19 protein-coding genes are annotated in these 20,777 nt (G+C 33.7%); 18 read left to right on the top strand and 1 reads right to left on the bottom strand.

Translation table 11 applies throughout. The annotated features are described in order from the left end of the window. Positions 1–104 precede the first annotated feature (104 nt). The 17 genes from fapR to HVS_RS08760 all read left to right on the top strand — a co-directional run bounded on the left by fapR (position 105) and on the right by HVS_RS08760 (position 19,239). Positions 105–689, top strand: a complete 585-nt coding sequence (gene fapR / locus HVS_RS08840) for a transcription factor FapR (RefSeq protein ID WP_101301374.1) — start codon at positions 105–107, stop codon at positions 687–689. A 23-nt stretch (positions 690–712) separates the two neighbouring features. After that, positions 713–1,732 (top strand): phosphate acyltransferase PlsX, encoded by a 1,020-nt coding sequence (plsX, locus tag HVS_RS08835; RefSeq protein WP_101301372.1) that lies wholly within the window; start codon positions 713–715, stop codon positions 1,730–1,732. Beyond that, positions 1,716–2,711 (top strand): beta-ketoacyl-ACP synthase III, encoded by a 996-nt coding sequence (locus tag HVS_RS08830; RefSeq protein ID WP_101301370.1) that lies wholly within the window; start codon positions 1,716–1,718, stop codon positions 2,709–2,711. The genes plsX and HVS_RS08830 overlap by 17 nt, the downstream gene beginning before the upstream one ends. A 122-nt stretch (positions 2,712–2,833) precedes the next feature. Next, positions 2,834–3,769, top strand: coding sequence for an ACP S-malonyltransferase (fabD, locus tag HVS_RS08825; protein ID WP_101301367.1), 936 nt, complete (start codon positions 2,834–2,836; stop codon positions 3,767–3,769). Between the two features lie 40 nt (positions 3,770–3,809). After that, a complete protein-coding gene (gene fabG / locus HVS_RS08820; RefSeq protein ID WP_101304184.1) occupies positions 3,810–4,553 on the top strand; it encodes a 3-oxoacyl-[acyl-carrier-protein] reductase in 744 nt (247 codons plus the stop codon). Positions 4,554–4,663: 110 nt separating this feature from the next. After that, on the top strand, positions 4,664–4,861 hold the full coding sequence (gene acpP, locus HVS_RS08815) for an acyl carrier protein (RefSeq protein WP_235827774.1): 198 nt from the start codon (positions 4,664–4,666) through the stop codon (positions 4,859–4,861). 128 nt (positions 4,862–4,989) lie between these two features. Further along, positions 4,990–6,228 carry a beta-ketoacyl-ACP synthase II gene (gene fabF / locus HVS_RS08810; RefSeq protein WP_101301362.1) on the top strand — a complete coding sequence of 413 codons (1,239 nt, stop codon included), beginning with the start codon at positions 4,990–4,992 and terminating at the stop codon, positions 6,226–6,228. A 38-nt stretch (positions 6,229–6,266) separates the two neighbouring features. Then, positions 6,267–6,983 (top strand): ribonuclease III, encoded by a 717-nt coding sequence (rnc, locus tag HVS_RS08805; RefSeq protein ID WP_101301360.1) that lies wholly within the window; start codon positions 6,267–6,269, stop codon positions 6,981–6,983. Positions 6,984–7,010: 27 nt separating this feature from the next. Then, the gene (locus tag HVS_RS08800) at positions 7,011–8,027 is read left to right on the top strand and encodes an elongator complex protein 3 (RefSeq protein ID WP_101301358.1); all 1,017 of its coding nucleotides are present in this window, start codon (positions 7,011–7,013) and stop codon (positions 8,025–8,027) included. 196 nt (positions 8,028–8,223) lie between these two features. Next, positions 8,224–8,484 carry a stage V sporulation protein S gene (locus HVS_RS08795; protein ID WP_101301355.1) on the top strand — a complete coding sequence of 87 codons (261 nt, stop codon included), beginning with the start codon at positions 8,224–8,226 and terminating at the stop codon, positions 8,482–8,484. Between the two features lie 202 nt (positions 8,485–8,686). Then, positions 8,687–12,259, top strand: a complete 3,573-nt coding sequence (gene smc / locus HVS_RS08790; protein WP_101301352.1) for a chromosome segregation protein SMC — start codon at positions 8,687–8,689, stop codon at positions 12,257–12,259. Between the two features lie 106 nt (positions 12,260–12,365). After that, positions 12,366–13,286, top strand: coding sequence for a signal recognition particle-docking protein FtsY (gene ftsY / locus HVS_RS08785; RefSeq protein WP_101301350.1), 921 nt, complete (start codon positions 12,366–12,368; stop codon positions 13,284–13,286). A 186-nt stretch (positions 13,287–13,472) separates the two neighbouring features. Then, positions 13,473–14,078 (top strand): RNA polymerase sigma factor, encoded by a 606-nt coding sequence (locus tag HVS_RS08780; RefSeq protein ID WP_101301347.1) that lies wholly within the window; start codon positions 13,473–13,475, stop codon positions 14,076–14,078. 21 nt (positions 14,079–14,099) lie between these two features. Further along, the gene (locus HVS_RS08775; RefSeq protein ID WP_101301345.1) at positions 14,100–15,059 is read left to right on the top strand and encodes an anti-sigma factor family protein; all 960 of its coding nucleotides are present in this window, start codon (positions 14,100–14,102) and stop codon (positions 15,057–15,059) included. A gap of 232 nt (positions 15,060–15,291) precedes the next feature. Further along, complete coding sequence (gene polA, locus HVS_RS08770; RefSeq protein ID WP_101301342.1) at positions 15,292–17,973, top strand: DNA polymerase I; 2,682 nt, start codon at positions 15,292–15,294, stop codon at positions 17,971–17,973. A 31-nt stretch (positions 17,974–18,004) separates the two neighbouring features. Then, positions 18,005–18,595, top strand: coding sequence for a dephospho-CoA kinase (gene coaE / locus HVS_RS08765; RefSeq protein ID WP_101301340.1), 591 nt, complete (start codon positions 18,005–18,007; stop codon positions 18,593–18,595). Between the two features lie 14 nt (positions 18,596–18,609). Beyond that, positions 18,610–19,239, top strand: coding sequence for a lytic transglycosylase domain-containing protein (locus tag HVS_RS08760; RefSeq protein ID WP_101301338.1), 630 nt, complete (start codon positions 18,610–18,612; stop codon positions 19,237–19,239). A 28-nt stretch (positions 19,240–19,267) separates the two neighbouring features. On the opposite strand, the gene HVS_RS08755 is transcribed toward HVS_RS08760, so the two are convergent. Further along, complete coding sequence (locus HVS_RS08755; protein ID WP_101301335.1) at positions 19,268–19,648, bottom strand: flagellar protein; 381 nt, start codon at positions 19,646–19,648, stop codon at positions 19,268–19,270. Positions 19,649–19,816: 168 nt separating this feature from the next. Here HVS_RS08755 and HVS_RS08750 point away from each other — a divergent pair, with 168 nt between their 5' ends. Next, entirely contained in the window at positions 19,817–20,722 is a 906-nt protein-coding gene (locus HVS_RS08750; protein WP_101301333.1) for a DMT family transporter, read from the top strand. Positions 20,723–20,777: the final 55 nt, after the last annotated feature.

Here is a 20,777-nt window from a genome sequence, read left to right as displayed (position 1 = left end):
ACTGTAAATAATGTATTTAGTATTTTTAAAAGTTTAATTTTTGGTGCAATATAGTTTTAAAATATTATATTCACCTTTAGGCATAGTTTAAAAGAGGTGATTTTATGAGCAGGCCGTCCTCTGTAAAAAAGGAAAGACAGTCTGTTTTATTAGAGAAATTAACCCAGGACCCTTTTTTGACTGATGAGGAGCTGGCAGAGATTTTTAAAGTCAGTGTACCAACTATAAGATTAGACAGACTTGAACTGGGTATACCTGAACTAAGGGAAAGAATAAAAAATGTAGCAGAAAAGAATTACACCAAAGTCAAATCACTAAACAGCAAGGAAATAGTGGGGGAACTTTTAGATATTTCTTTAGGTGTTGGGGGAATGTCAATACTTGAAACAGATGACAGTATGGCATTTGAAAGAACTAAAATAATAAGGGGTCATTATATTTATTCCCTTGCAGAGTCCCTGGCAATTGCAGTAATTGATGCTGATGTGGCTTTGGTAGGAGTGGCAAATATAAAGTATAAGACGCCGGTTTATTCAGGAAATAAACTTTTGGCAAAGGCAGAAGTAAAAAAAGTAAGAGATAATAAGTATATAGTTTGGGTAAATATTTCACATAAACAAGTTGAAGTTTTCAGGGGGAAATTTATACTGGTATCCCTTGAAAAAGATTTTTACGACAGTGAAAAATGATTATTTTTCTGGGAGTGAAGGTTTTGGTAATTTTAGTAGATGCAATGGGCGGAGACAGTGCGCCGGAATCCGTTGTTAACGGCTGTATAGATGCCGTTAATGAGGCTGACGGGTTCGAAGTATTGTTATTAGGAGACAAAAATAAAATTACAGAAATATTGAATAAGCGTAATTTTAAAAGCGACCGCATTAAAATCCATGAGACCACTGAAGTTATAACTGTAGAAGATATTCCTACTAAGGCAATTAAGACTAAAAAAGATTCTTCAATGGTAGTAGGTTTTAAAATGCTCAAGGAGAAAAAAGGTGACATATTTGTTTCCTGTGGCAACAGTGGTGCATTGATGGCAGGGGCACTTTTAATTTTAGGAAGAATAAAAGGGGTTGACAGACCTTCCCTTGCTGCAATTATACCTACTAAAACAGGAAAAGGGCTTATAATTGATGCAGGACTCAACACTGTATGTAAACCAATTAACTACTATCAATTTGGCATTATGGGTTCTATATACATAAAAGCAATGCTTGGATTGGAAAAACCCCGGGTTGGTCTTGTAAACATAGGTTCAGAAGAAGGAAAAGGTAATGAAGTTTTAAAACAAGCCCATACTCTACTTTCAAATTCAAAATTAAACTTTGTTGGAAATGTTGAAGGCAATGATGTTATGATGGGAGAAGTTGATGTAATTGTTTGCGACGGGTTTACAGGAAATGTCCTTCTTAAATTTTTAGAAGGGACTGCATCCTTTTTTATGCACTCTTTAAGAAATATATTTAATACCAATTTTAAAACCAAATTATCCGGCTTAATGATAAAAAAACAATTTATGGAATATAGAAGCAAATTAAACCCTGAAGAACATGGAGGGGCTCCTATATTAGGAGTTAACGGACTGGTGTTTAAGAGTCATGGAAATTCCAATGCAAAGACAGTAAAAAACGTTGTGATAAAGGCTAGTAAATTTGCAAGTGATAACGTAATAGAGAGTATAAAAAATGAATTTTCTAATATGGAGGTTGGAGACGTTGAACAAAATTTATAGCTGCGGGATACTAGGACTAGGCAGCAGTCTTCCTGAAAAGGTTTTGACCAATTTTGATTTGGAAAAAATGGTGGATACCTCAGATGAATGGATAGTAAAGAGAACCGGTATCTCAGAAAGAAGGGTACTTAGGGAAGATGAGCCTGCATATAAGCTTGCAGTTGATGCAGGAAGAAAAGCCCTTGATGATGCAGGGATTAGTCCTGAAGAATTGGATTTAATAATTGTGGCAACAGAGACGCCGGACTATTATACACCTTCTATGGCATGTATTGTTCAAAGCAATTTAAATGCAACAAATGCTGCTGCATTTGACTTAAACTCAGCATGTTCAGGGTTTATATATGCATTGACTGTTTCAAGCCAATTTATCCAAAATGGTTATTATAAATATATACTTTTGATTGGATGTGAAGGGCTTTCTAAAATAATTGACTGGAAGGACAGAAATACATGCGTCCTTTTTGGGGACGGCGCAGGCGCAGCTGTAGTAGGAAGGGTAGATGAAGGGTATGGTATTATAGCTACCCATATTGGAGCAGATGGAAGCTTAGGAAGATGCATTACCGCTCCTTCAACTTATGCAAGCCCTGAAGACTTAGAAGTGAGAAAGGGCGATAACAAGAGAGTTTTAGTAATGGATGGAAGTGAAGTTTTTAAATTTGCAGTTAAAGTTATGGAAAGAGGCACTATAGAAGTGTTAGAGCAATCAAATATGACATTAGATGATATAAAACTAATTATTCCACACCAGGCAAATATAAGAATATTAGATAATGCAGCAAAGAGACTAGGAATTTCTAAAGATAAAGTATTTTCAAATCTTTACAAATATGGTAATATTTCCTCTGCATCAATACCGGTGGGATTGGAAGAAGCTTATAAAAACAACTTGTTTTCTAAAGGGGACAATTTAGTTTTAGTTTCCTTTGGTGCAGGATTAACCTGGGCTTCTGCACTCATTAAATGGAGTAAATAACTTAAAATTATTAAATTTTAAAAGAAAACAATGAAATAGTCATAAAGCTACATGAAATAATTATAGATTAGTTAATTAAAAGGAGAATAAAATTTTATAAACTTTAAAAAAAGGAGATGGGTATGGGTAGGATTGCATTTTTGTTCCCGGGTCAGGGGGCTCAATATGTAGGTATGGGTAAAGAAATAGCCAAAGAGTACAAATCAGCTGATATGATATTTGAAGAAGCCTCTGACGCACTTGGGTTTGATACAAAAAAAATGATTTTTGAAAGCGATGATGAAACTCTTAAAATAACTGAGAACACACAACCTGCCATTTTAATTACAAGTATTGCATGTATGCAGCCTTTAAAGGAAGAGGGAATAGTTCCTGAGGTTGTTGCAGGTTTGAGCCTTGGTGAATATTCTGCCCATATAGCGGCGGAGACCATTGAGTTTAAAGATGCTGTCCCTTTGGTGAAAAAAAGGGGAAAATATATGCAAGAAGCCGTACCCTTAGGAAAAGGGACGATGGCAGCTATTTTAGGACTTGAAAGAGATGAAGTATTGAGTATATGTGAAATGGCTTCAAAAGAGGGGATTGTGGAGCCGGCTAACTTTAACTGCCCCGGACAGATTGTTATAGCAGGAGAAACGAGGGCTATAGACAGGGCGATGGAAATTGCAAAAGAAAAAGGGGCAAGACGGGCTATGGTTCTTCCTGTCAGTGCACCTTTTCACTGCAGCATGCTAACGCCTGCCGGAGAAAAGCTAAAAGAAGAACTTGATAAAATTAATTTAAAAGATATGAAAATTCCTGTGGTAACCAATGTAACTGCAGAATATATTTTAGATAAGTCCATGGTAAAGGACTTATTGATAAGGCAGGTAAGCAGCCCGGTTTTGTTTGAAGATTCCATTAGAAATATGCTGGAAAAAGGCATAGATACTTTTGTTGAAATAGGTCCGGGCAAAGTGCTCAGCGGCTTTGTTAAAAAGATAGATAAAGGTGTTAAAATTTTAAATGTCGAAGATATTTCATCTTTACATAAAACCCTGAATGAAATTACCGGATAATTTAATAATAAGTACGAAGGGAGAGGAACTGATGAATAATATGCAATTAAAGGGGAAAACTGCTGTTGTAACAGGTTCAGGCAGAGGTTTGGGAAAGGCTATTGCAAAAAAACTTGGAGAAATGGGGGCAAATATTGTTCTAAATGATATTTCCTCATCTGATTGTTTGGATGATACTGCGAAGGAGCTTAAAGCTTTAGGTATAAATGTAATTGTTACAAAGGGTGATGTAAGAAACCCTGAAGATACAGAAGCGATGATTAAAGCTTGTATCGATGAGTTTGGAAGTATAGATATATTAGTTAACAATGCAGGTATAACCAGGGATATGCCTATAATTAAGATGAAAGAAGAAGATTGGGACGATGTTTTGGATATAAATTTAAAAGGTGCTTTTTTGTGTACCAAGGCTGCGGTAAAATACATGATGAAGCAAAGAAGTGGTAAAATTATCAACATTGCTTCTGTAGCAGGTGTTATGGGAAACCGTGGCCAGGCAAACTATTCTGCTTCAAAGGCAGGATTAATAGGTCTTACAAAATCAACTGCAAAAGAACTTGCATCAAGGAATATCACCTGTAATGCAGTTGCCCCCGGAGTCATTGAAAGTAAAATGACAGAGGTTTTACCTGACAACGTAAAGGAAAATTATTTAAACAACATCCCGTTAAAAAGGTTTGGGACACCTGAAGATGTGGCAAATGTTGTTGCTTTCCTTGCATCTTCTGACTCAGATTATGTTACAGGTCAGGTAATACATATTGACGGAGGACTAGTAATGTAATAATATCATATTGTAATATATATTTTAAACAATATGATTGCACATTAGCTAATAAAACCCCCTTTGGAAGGAGGTGAACCATAGTGCTGGATAAAGTTAAAAAAATTATTATGGAACAGTTAGGTGTTGAAGGAGATGAAATAACTTTAGAATCTTCCTTTATAGATGATTTAGGAGCAGACTCATTGGACATAGTTGAGCTTATTATGGCTTTAGAAGAAGAATTTGACCTTGAAATTCCTGATAGTGAGGCTGAGAAAATTTCTACAGTGGGAGATGTTATTGAGTACATTAAAAATAATTCATAAAAAAAGTCCCTTTGTGGAGGGACTTTTTTTAAAAAAGACAACAGAACTAATCTATCTATATATTAGACAAAAGATAATTTATAGTATTTTTTTATAGTATGTTTTAAATTTGCACTGGAGGTTGAATTATGAAAAAGCGTGTAGTTATTACCGGCATGGGGGTTATTTCTGCATTAGGTAATGAACTGGAGAAATTCTGGGACGCTATAAAAAACGGAGAATGCGGCATATCAACGGTAACATCATTTGATGCATCAAATTTGAGTACTAAAGTAGCAGCTGAAGTAAAGGACTTTGATCCAACATTATACATTGATAAAAAAGAAGTAAGAAGGATGGACAGGTTTACCCAATTTGCCCTGGCAGCTACTAAAATGGCAATTGACATGTCTGGTTTGGACGTTGAAAAGGTGGATAAATATAGGTTTGGAGTTGTTGTAGGTTCCGGGATAGGAGGAATTCAAACATTAGAAACCCAGCACAATGTATTAATTGAAAAGGGACCTGGCAGAATAAGCCCGTTTTTTATCCCTATGATGATATCAAATATGGCAGCGGGACGTATAGCTATCCAATATGGTGCGAAGGGTTTTAATGAATGTGTGATTACTGCATGTGCAACATCTACCAATGCCGTAGGAGATGCATTTAAGGTTATCCAGCGTGGGGATGCTGATGTAATAATTACAGGCGGTGCAGAAGCATCAATTACTCCGTTGTCCTTTGCAGGTTTTTGTTCAATGAAGGCAATGTCCACATGTGAAGACCCAAAAGCTGCCTGCAGACCCTTTGATGCAGAAAGAGACGGTTTTGTAATGGGTGAAGGTGCCGGTATATTGATTATAGAAGAGTTAGAGCATGCCCTAAAGAGGGGTGCAAATATAATAGCTGAAATAATGGGATATGCAGCCACTAATGATGCCTACCACATTACAGCTCCTGACCCTGAGGGAGAAGGCAGTGTCATGTGTATGAAAATGGCCATAAAAGATGCTGATTTAGATGTAGAAGATATTGACTATATAAATGCCCATGGCACATCTACAGAATTCAATGATAAATTTGAAACAAAGGCAATAAAAACAGTATTTGGAGAAAAGGCCTATAAGCTGCCTGTCAGCTCTACAAAATCCATGACCGGTCATTTACTTGGGGCAGCAGGTGCAGTGGAAGCTATAATTTCCACCCTTGCAATCAGGGACGGATTTATACCTCCGACAATAAATTACAAAACACCGGATCCGGAATGTGATTTGGATTATGTGCCAAACAAAGGCAGAAAAGCGGATATTTCTTGTGCACTATCAAATTCATTGGGATTTGGCGGACATAATGCTACAATTATAATAAAAAAATATCAGCCTTAAAGCATTTAATTTGCATGCAGCTTGCTTTAGGAGGTACCATGGAAAAGTTTGAAGATATTACAAATAAGATAAATGAATTTGAAAAAATAATACAGTACACATTTAAAGACAAAAATAACATTATTCTGGCGTTAACTCATAGTTCCTATGCCAATGAATATAAAAATCAAAAGCTTAGAAGCAATGAGAGGCTGGAGTTTTTGGGAGATACCGTTTTAAATATGATTATCAGTGAAGAAATATACACTAAGTATAATGATTTATCCGAAGGGGAAATGACAAAATTCAGATCAAATGTAATATGTGAAGCCTCTCTTGCCGAATGTGCAAAAAACTTGAATATAGGAAAATACCTCCTTTTAGGGAAGGGAGAAGAAAACACAGGCGGAAGACAAAGGGCGTCCATTCTCTCAGATGCAGTGGAGGCATTAATCGGTGCATTATATTTAGATGCAGGGCTTGAGAAGGCCAAAAGTTTTGTTTTGGCCCAAATGGGTGAAATGATTGAAAAATCCATAAAGGGTATAATTTTCATGGATTATAAAACCCAATTGCAGGAAATATTGCAAAGGGGCAGTGAAAAAAAAGTTGCCTATGAAATTATTGATGAGAAGGGGCCGGATCATGATAAAATATTTGTTTCCCAGGTAAAGATAAACGGGAAACCGGCGGGCAAGGGAAAAGGTAAAACTAAAAAGGAAGCAGAACAAATGGCAGCTAAAGAAACCATTAAAACTTTAGAAAATCACATATAACTTAAAGTGTATAAGTAAGGGAGAAGGATGAGTAACAAAAACATAATTATACCAATTTTCATACCTCATAAAGGATGTCCCTTTGATTGTATTTTTTGTAATCAAAAGAATATAAGCGGACAGATAAAGGATATGGACGAAAACCAGATTAGAAATATCATAGAATCCTTTATACATTCAATTCCTAAAGGGAATATAAGTGAAATAGCTTTTTACGGCGGAAGTTTTACAGGCATAGAAAAAGAACAGCAGCTAAAATTCCTTGACATAGCAAATGAATATATAAAAAACGGTTATGTAAAGGGAATCCGCATTTCAACACGCCCTGATTATATAGACCAGGATATTTTGGATTACCTTAAAAGTTATAATGTTACCACAATAGAGTTAGGTGTCCAAAGTTTAGATGAGGAAGTTTTAAAAGCAGCTTTTAGGGGACATGGGGTTAGAGAGGTTTACCATTCTTCAGGGCTTATTAAAAAGAACGGTTTTGTTCTTGGTATTCAAACAATGGTGGGACTACCCAAAGATACTCCTGAAAAAGCTTTATATACCGCCAAAAAAGTAGTTGAAATATCTCCTGATTTGGTAAGGATATACCCTGTATTGGTAATAAGAGATACCTATCTTGAAAAAATGTATTACAGCGGCGAGTATGCTCCTCTAGAATTAAATGAAACTGTTGACCTTTGTTCAAAGTTGGTGAAAATTTACCGTGAGAATAATATAAATGTTATTAGAATCGGACTTCAGACAACTGAAAATATAAATAAAGATGGTGATGTAATAGCAGGGCCTTTTCATCCTGCCTTAAGGCAGTTGGTAGAGTCAAAAATTGCTCTTGATGCAATAGAAAAAGAAATACAAAGAAAAAACCTTAAAGAGAAAGATGTTATTATTATATCTACAAGCAAAGAAAAAATTTCAGATGTAATTGGTCAAAAAAAATCGAATATTATGTATTTAAAGGAAAAATATAAGTATAAAAGAGTATTAGTTAGAATATCAAAAGGAAAACATGAACATTGTGATATAAAATATTAATTTTGTAATATTGTCTGTTTACCAGTAATGTTATAGAATAGAGATGTAACAGGTTATACTAATACCTCTGGTCTACTGATAGATAGATAATATACATATGAAGAATATAGAGATACATATATAAAGAGTAGAGAGATAGATTTATAATAATTTTATAATTTATATAATATTTATTTATATTGAGGAGGATGAATGTATGGAAGTATTAAAGGTATCAGCACAATCTCAGCCGAAGATGGTCGCAGGAGCGTTGGCAGCAATTCTTAGAGGAAAATCAACAGCAGAAATACAAGCAGTGGGAGCAGCAGCAGTGAATCAAGCTATTAAAGCTATTGCAATTACCAGAGGTTTTGTAGCACCTAATGGTATTGACATCGTCACTGTGCCTGCGTTTTCATCAATTAATATTGATGGAGAAGAGAGGACTGCAATCAAGTTTCTTGTTGAACCAAGATAATCTTGGTTTTAAATTTTTGTTTTGTATGAATAATTAATATTAAAAAAGCTGTCTGGATAATGGACAGCTTTTTGTTTTGCATTTTTCTTGATTAAGCATAAAATTGTGTTAAAATAATTAGTGTTAAACAAATTAAAAAGATGCTAAAGAATTGAAAGATGGCAGGAAAATTTCAAGAGGTTTTATATAGAGGTGTTATAAATTGCATTTAAAAAGACTTGAAGTGCAGGGTTTTAAATCATTTGCTGAGAAAATTGTTCTTGAATTTAATTCTGGAATAACAGCAGTGGTAGGTCCAAACGGAAGTGGTAAAAGTAATATTTCAGATGCCATAAGGTGGGTGCTTGGAGAACAAAGTGCCAAAACCTTAAGAGGCGGGAAGATGGAAGATGTTATATTTGCCGGTACTGAACACAGGAAGCCTCTGGGGTTTGCAGAAGTTTCACTGTGTTTTGACAATACAGACAGAACCCTTCCCATTGATTACAGTGAAGTCATTGTAACCAGGCGTGTATACCGTTCCGGGGAAAGTGAATATAAAATTAACAAAACTAACTGCCGCCTTAAGGACATTACTGAACTGTTCCTTGATACAGGGATAGGCAAAGACGGCTATTCAATTATCGGTCAGGGCAGGGTGGATGAAATATTAAGTACAAAATCAGAAGAGAGAAGGCATATATTTGAAGAAGCTTCAGGTATAATGAAATATAAGATAAAGAAGCAGGAAGCAGAAAAAAAGCTTGAGATGACAAGTCAAAACCTTCTTAGGATAAATGACATCATTTTAGAGTTGGAAAGCCAGTTAGAACCTTTGAAAGAGCAGGCTGACAAAGCAAAAAGATACCTTTCTTTAAGGGACGATTTAAAAGAATTGGAAGTCAGTGTATATGTGGAAAACATATCTAAGCTAAAAAGCAAAATGCAGGAGATTGAAAACCACTATACAACCATAAAAAACCACATTGACACTGAAAGTAAAAAATTAGAAGAAATAACAATGCTTAATCAAAAAAAATCCCATACCTTAAAAGATTTAGATGAAAAACTTGAAAGGGCTAAAGAAAAATATTATTCTTTAGAGGGAAATCTTGAAAGGTGTAGTTCAGAAATAAAATTAAATGAAGAAAAGAAAATCAATTTAAAAATTAATATAAACCGTCTGAATGATGAAATAAGTGAAATAAATAAAAGAATAGAAGAATTATGTGATGAGGAAAAAGAGCGGAAAGAAAAGGTTTCTTACTTAAAAGACAGATATTTGGAATTTAATAAAAAGCTAGAGGAGTACAATAAAAAACTTAAGTCTCTTTTGGATAATTTAAGTGAAGATGAAAAATATATTGAAAAATTAAAAGAAAATATTATGAATAAATTTGATCTTCAAGGAGACAAGAAAAGTCAGGCTAATAATGTAAAAAACCATATTGAAATTATACAAAAAAGGCAAAACAGCATTGAAAATGAATTAAAAGGGCTTTCTTTAGAAAAAGATGGGGAATGTATAAAGTTAAAGGATTTAAAAGAAAGCATTTCTAATACTGAAAATTTGATTATTAACTTAAGAGAAAAGATAAATGATTATAAAAATAAAAAGACAAGTGTAAATAATGAGCTGGAAAAGCTTAAAGAAAAGCAAAACAATTTAAGGTCTGAGATACATGTAAAGGTTTCAAGACATAAAATGCTAAGCAACATGGAAAGTAACTTAGAAGGCTATACCAGAAGTGTTAAAATGGTACTGAAGGCATGTAAAGAGTCATCAGAATTCGGACAAGGTATCCATGGTGCATTGGTCCAGCTCATAAATGTTGAAAAGAGGTATGAGACAGCCATTGAAATGTCTCTTGGCGGGGCACTTCAAAATATAGTTACAAGCACTGAGGAAGATGCCAAAAGGGCAATTGGATTTTTAAAGAAAAACCAGATTGGAAGGGCAACCTTTCTTCCCATTTCTTCAGTAAAGGGAAGGTATTTTGATGAAAGGGTTTTAGATGAACTAAAAAGGCAGGAGGGATTTATTGGCGTTGCTTCTGATTTGGTAAATGTTGATTCTTTGTATAGAGGAATTATATTAAGCTTTTTAGGCAGGGTTGTGGTGGTTGATAATCTCGATTCAGGAATAAAAATTGCCAGAAGATTTAATTATGCTTTCAAGATAGTGACATTAGACGGGGACATTATAAGCAGTACAGGTTCTATGTCAGGAGGAAGCAAGAACACTAAAGAGTCCGGGATTTTAAGCAGGAACAGGGAAATTGCAGAACTTAAAGAAGTTATAGAAAAGTTAAAGGAAGATGAAAAAAATTTAGAAAACAAAATTACCGGGCTTTCTAAAATTCTAAATACTTTAATTGAGGATATATCCATTGAAGAGGAAAATTTAAGAAATAAAGAGCATTTAAAAATAAGGGACGAAAGCCACCTTATGCAAATTGAAGAAAATATTAAAAGAATTGAGTCAAAAGAGGATATGCTAAAACAAGAAATTGTGCAGCTTAAAAAACAGGAGGAAAATACCCAAAAAGAGCTTTATAAATACTTAGAAGAATTAAAAGAAATAGAAGAAGATATTAAAAATACAAAGGAAATAGTGGCGGAATATGAGGTAAAGCACAAAGAAAACCAGTATTTCAAGGATTTAATAAATGAAGACATCACCCAGTGCAAAATATCCATAAATTCAATAAAAGATAACATTCAAGGGGTTGAAGATGCTTTAGAACGGATTTTAAAAGAAAAGGATAATTTAAAAAACAGCATTGAAATGAAAAGTTTAGAAAAGGAAAACAGTTACAAGGAAATTCAATCTTTAGATGAAAAAAATGAAGGGTTGAGAAATTTAATAAAGGGGTATGAGGAAGAGAAAACAGGTAAAACCCTTGAAATTGACAGGATAATTGAAGAGAAGAAAGTTTTAGAAGAAGAGTCTTCAGATATAATAGAAAAAATAGCCAAAATCAATAAAGATATTATAAGTTTAAAAGAAGAATATGGAAGACTAGAAGTCAGGAAGGCAAAGATTGAGTCAGAAATGGAAGCTATGCAAAACAGGATGTGGGATGAATATGAACTTACCTATACAAATGCATTAGAGATTAAAAAAGATGTGGATAATATAAATAAAGCCCAAAAAAGGATAAATGAATTGAGAAACGAAATTAAAGAACTTGGATATGTTAATGTGGCAGCTATAGAGGAGTATATAAAGACAAAAGAACGGTATGAATTTATGTCAGTCCAAAGGGATGACATGGAAAATGCCAAAGAGAAGCTGCAGAAGGTTATAAATGAAATGGTATCAATTATGAAGCGTCAATTTATGGAACAGTTTAAACGCATTAACGAAAGCTTTAACACTGTATTTAGGGAGCTGTTTGACGGTGGACATGCAGAGCTTATTTTAGTGGATAAAGAAAATGTTTTAGAAAGCGGTATAGAAATAGAAGTGCAGCCTCCGGGGAAAAAACTTCAGAATCTTATGTTGCTTTCCGGGGGTGAAAAGGCATTTACAGCAATAGCGCTGCTTTTTGCAATACTAAGGTTAAACCCTACCCCTTTTTGTGTATTGGATGAGATTGAAGCAGCCTTAGATGATGCCAATGTGTATAAATTTGCCCAATATTTAAAGAAGTACTCAACTTCAACTCAGTTTGCAGTTATTACACACAGAAAGGGGACAATGGAAATTGCGGATACCCTTTACGGCGTTACAATGGAAGAACAAGGGGTGTCAAAAGTAGTTTCTCTTAAAATGGGAGATACTATAAACTGATGCATCTTTTAAATTTAAGGTTTTTATAAACAGTGTTTTTATAAATATGGTTGTGATAAAAAAACAAATTTAAATACAAAATGTAATAAGAATTGGAGGAAAGAAAATGGGTTTTTTTGATAAACTAAAGAGAGGCTTAAAGAAAACAAAAAATACAATTACAGAAAGGATAGATCAGGTACTTGTTTCCTTTGGAAAAATTGATGAGGAACTTTTTGAAGAATTAGAAGAAATACTTATAACTTCAGACGTAGGAATTGAAACCAGTATGAAAATTATTGAGGATTTAAAAAAGAAGGTAAAGGAAACAAAGACAACTGATCCTAAGGGAGTAAAAAAATTATTAAAGGAAGAGCTTAGTGAAATTTTAGGCACAAGTAACTCAAAGTTAAATATAGAAACCAAACCTTCTGTCATTATTGTAGTTGGTGTAAATGGTGTAGGAAAGACCACTTCAATCGGAAAAATAGCCAATGTTTTAAAATCCCAAAACAAAAAGGTGGTTTTAGCTGCAGCAGACACCTTCAGGGCAGCTGCCATAGACCAGCTTGAAATATGGGCAGAAAGGGTTGGGGTTGATATAATAAAACACAGTGAAGGTGCAGACCCAGGTGCTGTGGTTTATGATGCCGTACAGGCGGTAAAGTCCAGAAATGCAGATGTTTTAATATGTGACACTGCAGGAAGGCTTCATACCAAAAAGAATTTAATGGAAGAGCTTAAAAAAATATTTAGGATAATAGACAGAGAGCTTCCAGAATGTTCAAAAGAGACTTTGCTGGTTTTAGATGCCACAACAGGACAAAATGCCATATCCCAGGCTAAGACATTTGGAGAGGCTGTAGGGGTGACCGGTATAGTTCTTACCAAACTTGACGGTACAGCTAAAGGGGGAATAGTAATAGCAATTTCTTCAGAGCTTAATATCCCTGTTAAGTTCATTGGTGTAGGTGAACAGGCGGATGATTTACAGCCATTTAATTCAACGGAATTTGTGGAGGCTTTATTCTCAAATAATGATGACTAAAGACCTATGTCTATAAAAAAATAAGTTTTAAATTATCCTCTATTTAAGGGGATAATTTTTTAATGTAAATTATTAAATTTGTATAAATTATTTTTTTGACAGTACAAACTTTGTAAATTATAATGTATAATCCTTATATATGCACATGAATCCGGGAGGGTTTAATTATTCCTTGGAGGTGAGGATGTGGGTGAAAAGGAAAAGTGTGAGAAGCAGCTGATAAAAGAAGCTAAATCAGGAAGTGTAGAAGCCTTTGAAGAACTTATTAAACAGTGTCAAAAGAAGGTTTTTAACATTGCTTATAAAATGACAGGTAGTTATGATGATGCAAATGAGCTGGCCCAAGAGGCTTTTATCAGGGCGTATAAATCCATAAATAAATTTAAAGGGGATTCCCTTTTTTCCACATGGATATACAGGATTACTACAAATGTATGTTTAGATGAGCTTAGGAAAAGGAAAAACCAAAAGGTAATTTCTATAAATGAAGATATAAAATACAATGATGAGGAGCTTAAACCTCAGATAAAAGATGAAAGTCCCGGACCTGAAAAAATATATGAAAGAAAGGAATTTAAAAGCCTTGTAAAAGAGTGTATAGAATCCTTACCCCCTGACTATAAGACTGTTATAGTATTAAGGGATATTGAAGGTTTTAGTTATGAGGAGATAGCTAAAATAATTAATTGTCCGGAAGGTACCGTTAAATCCCGTATAAACAGGGCAAGAAAAGCTTTAAGGGAAATTTTCAAAAATAAAAAGGAACTTTTTAATGAGGAATACGTCAAATAAGTATAGGAAGGAGGGTTAGATGTGAAAAAGTGTGAAGAGATAATGGAACTAATTTCATTATATATTGATGATGATTTAAATGAAACTGAAAAACATCAGTTTGAAGAGCATATAAATTCATGTATAAAGTGCAGGGAAGAACTTGACTTGCAGATGGAAATTATTAATTTGTGCCAGGACATGGAGGAAGTTGAGCTTCCAGAGGATTTTAACAGACAACTTAATCAAAAGCTTGTGGAAGAAGAACAAAGAAGAAGCCCTCTTTTCCGGATGCATTCTAAATATATTAAATTGGTACCATCTGTTGCAGCAGTATTTTTATTAATTTTTATGACTTCAGCGTTTCTTTTAATAAATAAATTTAACATGAGTAAGTCTGATGATAGTCCACATGACGGGATGCTTTATGTTAGGGGAAACTCTAAAAAAGAATCTTTAAAAGATGCTGATGGTCTTCCAAATGAGGATGTATTAAATGAAATTGCAATATCTGTCAGAGAACAGGATGAAGCTGATTTATTTTCTGCAAAGAATGATGTAGTAAGCAAAGAAGAAGGTGGTGAGGATACTTATCACCGTACTGTAAGTCCTGATATTTACTATGATGATATGAAAGAAACGGGTTCATCCGGAGCCGGCATGACTGAGGAGGCCGGGGATATTGCCGTGGGGGGTGGAATGTCTTCTTATGCCGGGGAAGTTGAACCGGCGTACGGCGCTGAGGCATCATATACCATTGTAAGGGCAACTGTTATAAACAAGTCCCGGGAGCCGGAATATATGGCGTATGTTGTGGACACTGCCAATAAACTTGAAATTGAATTTATTGAAGATAAATCTAATGATTTAGTAAGATTTGAAGCGGAAATAAACAAATACCACAAATTCTTAGAACAATTAGAAAGTAGTTTTACAAACTTAAAGGTTAACATTACGGCAGATGGAGGAACAGAAATAACAGTTGAAATATTAATAGAGTAGTTAAATAAAAAACCAAATTACTGTAGATATAAAAAGCAAAGGGTAAAGGACTCTTTGCTTTTTTAAAATCTTATTGCCCGGTATCCTTTACTTAGGCTTTTTTTTTGTGTAAAATGTTTCTTGTACGGCTTTTAACAATAGGGAAAAGTGGCAATTATTTTGATTATAAAAGCTGTATTTGATAAAATAAAACGGTAAGATTTAAAAATTTAAATTTTGAGAAAGGATTGCTATGGATAAACAAAAAATAATGATTATAGACGGAAACAGCATATTAAACAGGGCTTTTTACGGTGTAGAGCTGCTTTCAACTTCTGACGGCTTACATACAAATGCAATATATGGTTTTTTAAATATTATGTACAAATATATTGAGGAAGAGAATCCCCAGTATATTTGCGTGGCATTTGACCTTAAAGCCCCTACTTTCAGGCACAGGCAATATGAGGGATATAAGGCAAAAAGAAAAGGAATGCCTGATGAACTTAGTGAGCAGGTTCCTTATATGAAGGAAGTATTAGATGCAATGAGAATAAAAAGGCTTGAGTTGGAAGGTTTTGAAGCAGATGACATATTAGGCTCTGTTTCCTTATGTGCGGAGCAAAGGGGATTGGAGGTAGTTATAGTTACAGGGGACAGGGATTCCCTTCAGCTTGCGGGGAAAACTACAAGGATAAAAATTCCAAGAACAAAGGCAGGGAATACCGAGACTGAGGAATATGATTATGACAGGATAGTAGAGGAATATGGAATAAAACCCCATCAGTTTATAGATGTAAAGGGCTTGATGGGAGATAGTTCAGACAATATTCCCGGCGTTCCCGGAATTGGTGAAAAAACTGCTTTAAAACTTATTAAAGAATATGGGAATTTGGAAAACTTGTATAAAAACATTGATGAAATAACCCAGAAAAGAGTAAAAGAAAATCTTATGACTTATAAAGAACAGGCATTTTTAAGCAGGGATTTATCCAGAATTGAAAGAAATATGCCAAGTCTTTGCGAGTTTGAAGAATTTAAATACCAGGAATATGACAGCGAAAAGCTTTTTAGTATTTTTGAAAGGTTAGAGTTTAATAGCTTTATTGACAAGTTTGCTCTTAGAAGTTCAGTTGCTTTAGATGAAATTGACGTAAATATAAAGAGGGTTGAAAATATAGGTGAGCTTAAATCTATAAAGACAAAAATACTTATGTCAGGTAAATTGTATTTTTATTATTTAATTGACAGAGAAGGCAAATTTTCAAAAAAACTTTCTTCATTGGCCTTTTCATCCGGAGATGAAGAGGTTTGGTATGTTGATTTTGCCAAAAGTATAAATGAGAAAGAATTTTTCCTTGAGTACAAGGATGTTTTTGAAGATGAAAATGTTAAAAAATATTCCCATGATGTAAAGAATTTTATTGTTTATTTAAAGCAGAATGATATTGTATTAAAGGGTTTGGCATTTGACACAATGATAGCAGCCTATATTTTGGATCCTTCCAGGGAATCTTATATAATATCAGACCTTGCCAGGGAATATATAAACTTGAGAATAAGTTCAATAGAGGAGATGGCAGGGAAGGGGAAAAAGGCTGTACTTTATAAAGATATGCCGGCAGAAGAAGTGGCTGATGTCATAGGGCGTTATCCACATGTGATGACAAAACTAAAGGAAAAATTTGAAAAACTTTTAGAAGAAAACAACCAAAAAGAACTTTATTATGATATAGAACTTACTTTAATTAGTGTTTTAGCGGATATGGAATACCATGGCTTTAAAGTTAATACTGAGGAATTGCTTAACTTTTCTAAAGAACTTCAAAGTAAAATTGATTCTGTCAAAACCAGAATTTTTGATTTAGCCGGGGAAAAATTTAATATTAATTCCCCAAAACAGCTGGGCGTAATACTTTTTGAAAAGCTTGAGCTTCCAATCATTAAAAAGACCAAAACCGGCTATTCAACAGCTGCTGAAGTACTAGAAGAGCTTAAGGACAGGCATGAAATTATTAAAGAGATTTTAGAATACAGGCAGCTGGTAAAGCTTAATTCCACATATGTAGAGGGACTTTTGGGGGTTATAAATGAAAATACAGGTAAAATTCATTCAAGTTTTAACCAGACTGTCACTGTAACGGGCAGAATAAGCAGCACTGAGCCAAACCTTCAAAATATACCTATAAAGCTTGAAATGGGGAGGAAAATAAGAAAGGTTTTTGTTCCATCTGATGAAAACTATATTCTTTTAGATGCAGATTATTCACAGATAGAGCTGAGGGTTTTAGCCCATATAACAAATGATGAAAACATGATAGAAGCATTTTTAAATAATGAAGATATACATACCTCTACAGCATCTAAGGTATTTGGTGTTTCAAAAAGTGAAGTTACACCCCTTTTAAGGTCAAGGGCAAAGGCTGTAAATTTTGGAATTGTATACGGTATTGGTGATTTTAGTCTTTCTAAAGACTTAGGAATAACCAAAAAAGAAGCAGGAAATTATATAGAGGAGTATTTGGAGAAGTATCCTAAAGTTAGAGAATATATGACAAACATAAAAAAAGAAGCAAGGGAGAAAGGCTTTGTCACCACTCTGTTTAACAGAAGAAGGTATATACCTGAGATAAAATCAAATAATTTTAATATAAGGTCCTTTGGGGAAAGGGTGGCGCTAAACACCCCTATACAGGGAAGTGCTGCAGATATTATTAAAATAGCAATGGTAAATGTATATAAAGAGCTTAGTAAAAGAAATTTAAAATCTAAGCTTATCCTCCAGGTGCATGACGAACTTATATTGGAGGTACATAAAGAAGAAATAAACCAGGTTAAAAAAATAGTTGAAGAGAGCATGAAAAATGCAGCATCACTAAAAGTGCCTTTAGAAATTGACATAAACTTAGGAAAAAACTGGTATGAGACAAAATAAATTTATAATATTTATAAAGGGTGTATGAGATTTGAAAGTAATAGGTGTTACAGGTGGAATAGGAAGCGGGAAAACCACCGTTTCCGGTATTCTTTCTTCTTTAGGGGCAAAAGTAATTGAAGCAGATAAAATTTCAAGGGAGATAATGAAAAAAGGGCATAAAGTTTTTGATGAAGTTGTAGATTTTTTTGGGGAAGATATTTTAGATGAAAAAGGGGAGATTATAAGGGCAAAATTAAGGGATATAGCTTTTGAAAGTGAAGAGAAGGTAAAGGCATTAAATGATATTACCCATAAATATATTTCCATAGAAATTAAAAATAAAATTAAAAAATGCGCCAAAGAAGACACTGTAGTGGTGGATGCTGCAATTCCACTTGAAAACGGGTTTTTAGATGTATCACATGAAATATGGTTTGTTACTGCAGACATAGATACAAGAATAAAGAGGGTTATGAAAAGAAATAATTTAACATATAGTGAAGTAATGGATATAATAAAAATGCAGCCGGATGATAATTATTATATTTCCATTTCAAATATAATCATATATAATAATGGCAGCTATAAAGAACTAGAAGAAAGAGTAAAAAATATATATATAAAAAGTGCGTATAAATAAAGGTGGTAGCTTTTGTGGTAAAAAAAATAAAAAAGAGAATAAAAAATATTCTATTTTTCGTCTTTATAATTTTAATAATAGCTTTTACAGCCAAAACAGCTTTAGAATATCTATATCCTTTAAAGTATAAAGAATATGTTTTTAAATATTCTTCCCTCTATGACAATTTAGACCCTTATTTGGTTTTTTCAATTATCAAGGCAGAGAGCGGTTTTAACCCTGATGCAACATCCTATAAAAATGCCAGGGGACTTATGCAGATAACAGATGATACTTCAATTTGGATAGCTGAAAGAATGAAAATAGAGAATTTTAAAGTGGAAAATTTATATGACCCTGAAACCAATATAAAAATGGGATGCTGGTACCTTAACAACCTTATGCAGGAGTTTATGTATGAGGATGGCGTTTATGTAATTGAAGAAGAGGACGAAAGAAAAAAGCTGGTTTTAGCAGCGTATAATGCAGGAAGAGGCAATGTAGCCTTGTGGTTAAAAGATAAAAAGTTCAGCAGTTCAGGAAAAAAACTGGAAGTCATACCGTTTAAGGAAACTGAAAGGTATGTGGAAAAAGTACAGAATTATTATTTAATATACCAAATACTATACAAAGATGGAATTTTAAAAAAGGATGTTTCTGAGTGAATGTTATAGTAAATGTTAAAGTAAATAGCTAAGATGACTTGAAATTTATAGTCTTTGAATAATTGCCTGTGTACACTGATTTATACCTACGGTGATAGGCATTTGTATAGCACAAACTACAGTATCTGCCTGAGCGGATTGATTTATTGCAAACTTCGCAAAACAGAAAGTGATTATCAGCTTCCACTATCTCAAGCCTGTTTTCACGCAAATACCGTTTTATTTTTTTTAAAGGCATATCAAGGGCACTTACAACTTCAAATATTTTAGCCTGCGGGTTTTCTTCTAAATAGACTTTAATTCTGTTAAAATCAGATTCGTCCCGTTGAAAACAGGTAGGGCATACTTTGTGAAAACCATTTGAGGTGTAAATTTTCCCACACACTTCACAGTTTCTTAGCTCGAGCATATTATTCACCTCTTAAAAAACATCCATTATACCGGATACATCTACGATATAAGGTATAATTATATTATACAACAAAAAAAGGTTTATGTTAATGGTTAAAAAGCATTATATTAAAAACAGTACTAGTACTAAAGTCCTATTTTAATTTTAAAAGGGAGGATAAGAATTTTGAAAAAGAATGGGTTTGGCTATTTATTTTTGCTAAATACGGTTATATTATTTAGTACCTATGAAGTTGTAAGTAAAATAATTATAGACAGGATAAGTCCTTTTCAAATTAATTTTTTGAGGTTTTTTTTAGGAGGATTATTTCTCTTTCTGTTTAGTTTAATCAAGAGGGATTATAAAGTTGAAAAAAAGCACCTTAAAATGCTGGCTGTACTTGGTGTGATAAATGTTGTTTTATCCATGAATTTATTGCAGCTAAGTTTAAGTATGGAGAATGCAAAGGCGGCACTGGTTGCAGTTATTTTTAGCAGTAATCCCATATTTGTTACTCTTTTTTCATCTGTAATTGAAAAAGAAAAAATACATACATACAAAAAGGCAGGGCTTATTCTTGGCTTAACGGGTGTAATGGTTATGTCAATTAATGAACTGAGTATAGATGCGGTAAATATATTAAGTCCTGTTTTAGCACTTTTTTCTGCGGTGTTATACGGCCTTTATACCGTTTTTGGAAGAAAAGTATCTAAAGATATAGGCAGCCTTAAAATGAATTCATATTCTTTTTTAATAGGAAGTATATTGCTGCTTCCCTTTTTACTGTTATTTAAAATTCCGGCATTTCACATTAACCCCTCAATAACCGGGCATATAATATATTTATCCGTTTTAACAACAGGGGTAGGATATTTGACTTATTTCATAGGTCTTTCCATTGTAGGGGCATCTAAAGGTTCTATGGTTTTCTTTTTAAAACCGGTTTTAGCAAGTATTTTTGCAGTGATTATTTTAAAAGAAAGTGTCGGGATTTACTTTTTGCTGGGTACTTTTTTAGTGGTTTTAGGTGTAACGGTAATTTTTTACTGGGAAGACTTTATGGGCTGGATTAAAACCGCAAAAGATAGATAATTGACAAATTTTAAAAAAGAATATAAAATAAATGGCAAAGGAGCAAAGCAAATAA

Origin of the sequence: Acetivibrio saccincola, from assembly GCF_002844395.1 — a bacterium.
Classification (GTDB): Bacteria; Bacillota; Clostridia; order Acetivibrionales; family Acetivibrionaceae; genus Herbivorax; species Herbivorax saccincola.
The sequence above is the reverse complement of the archived record's forward strand: the minus strand, read 5'-3'. Positions and strand labels throughout refer to the sequence as shown.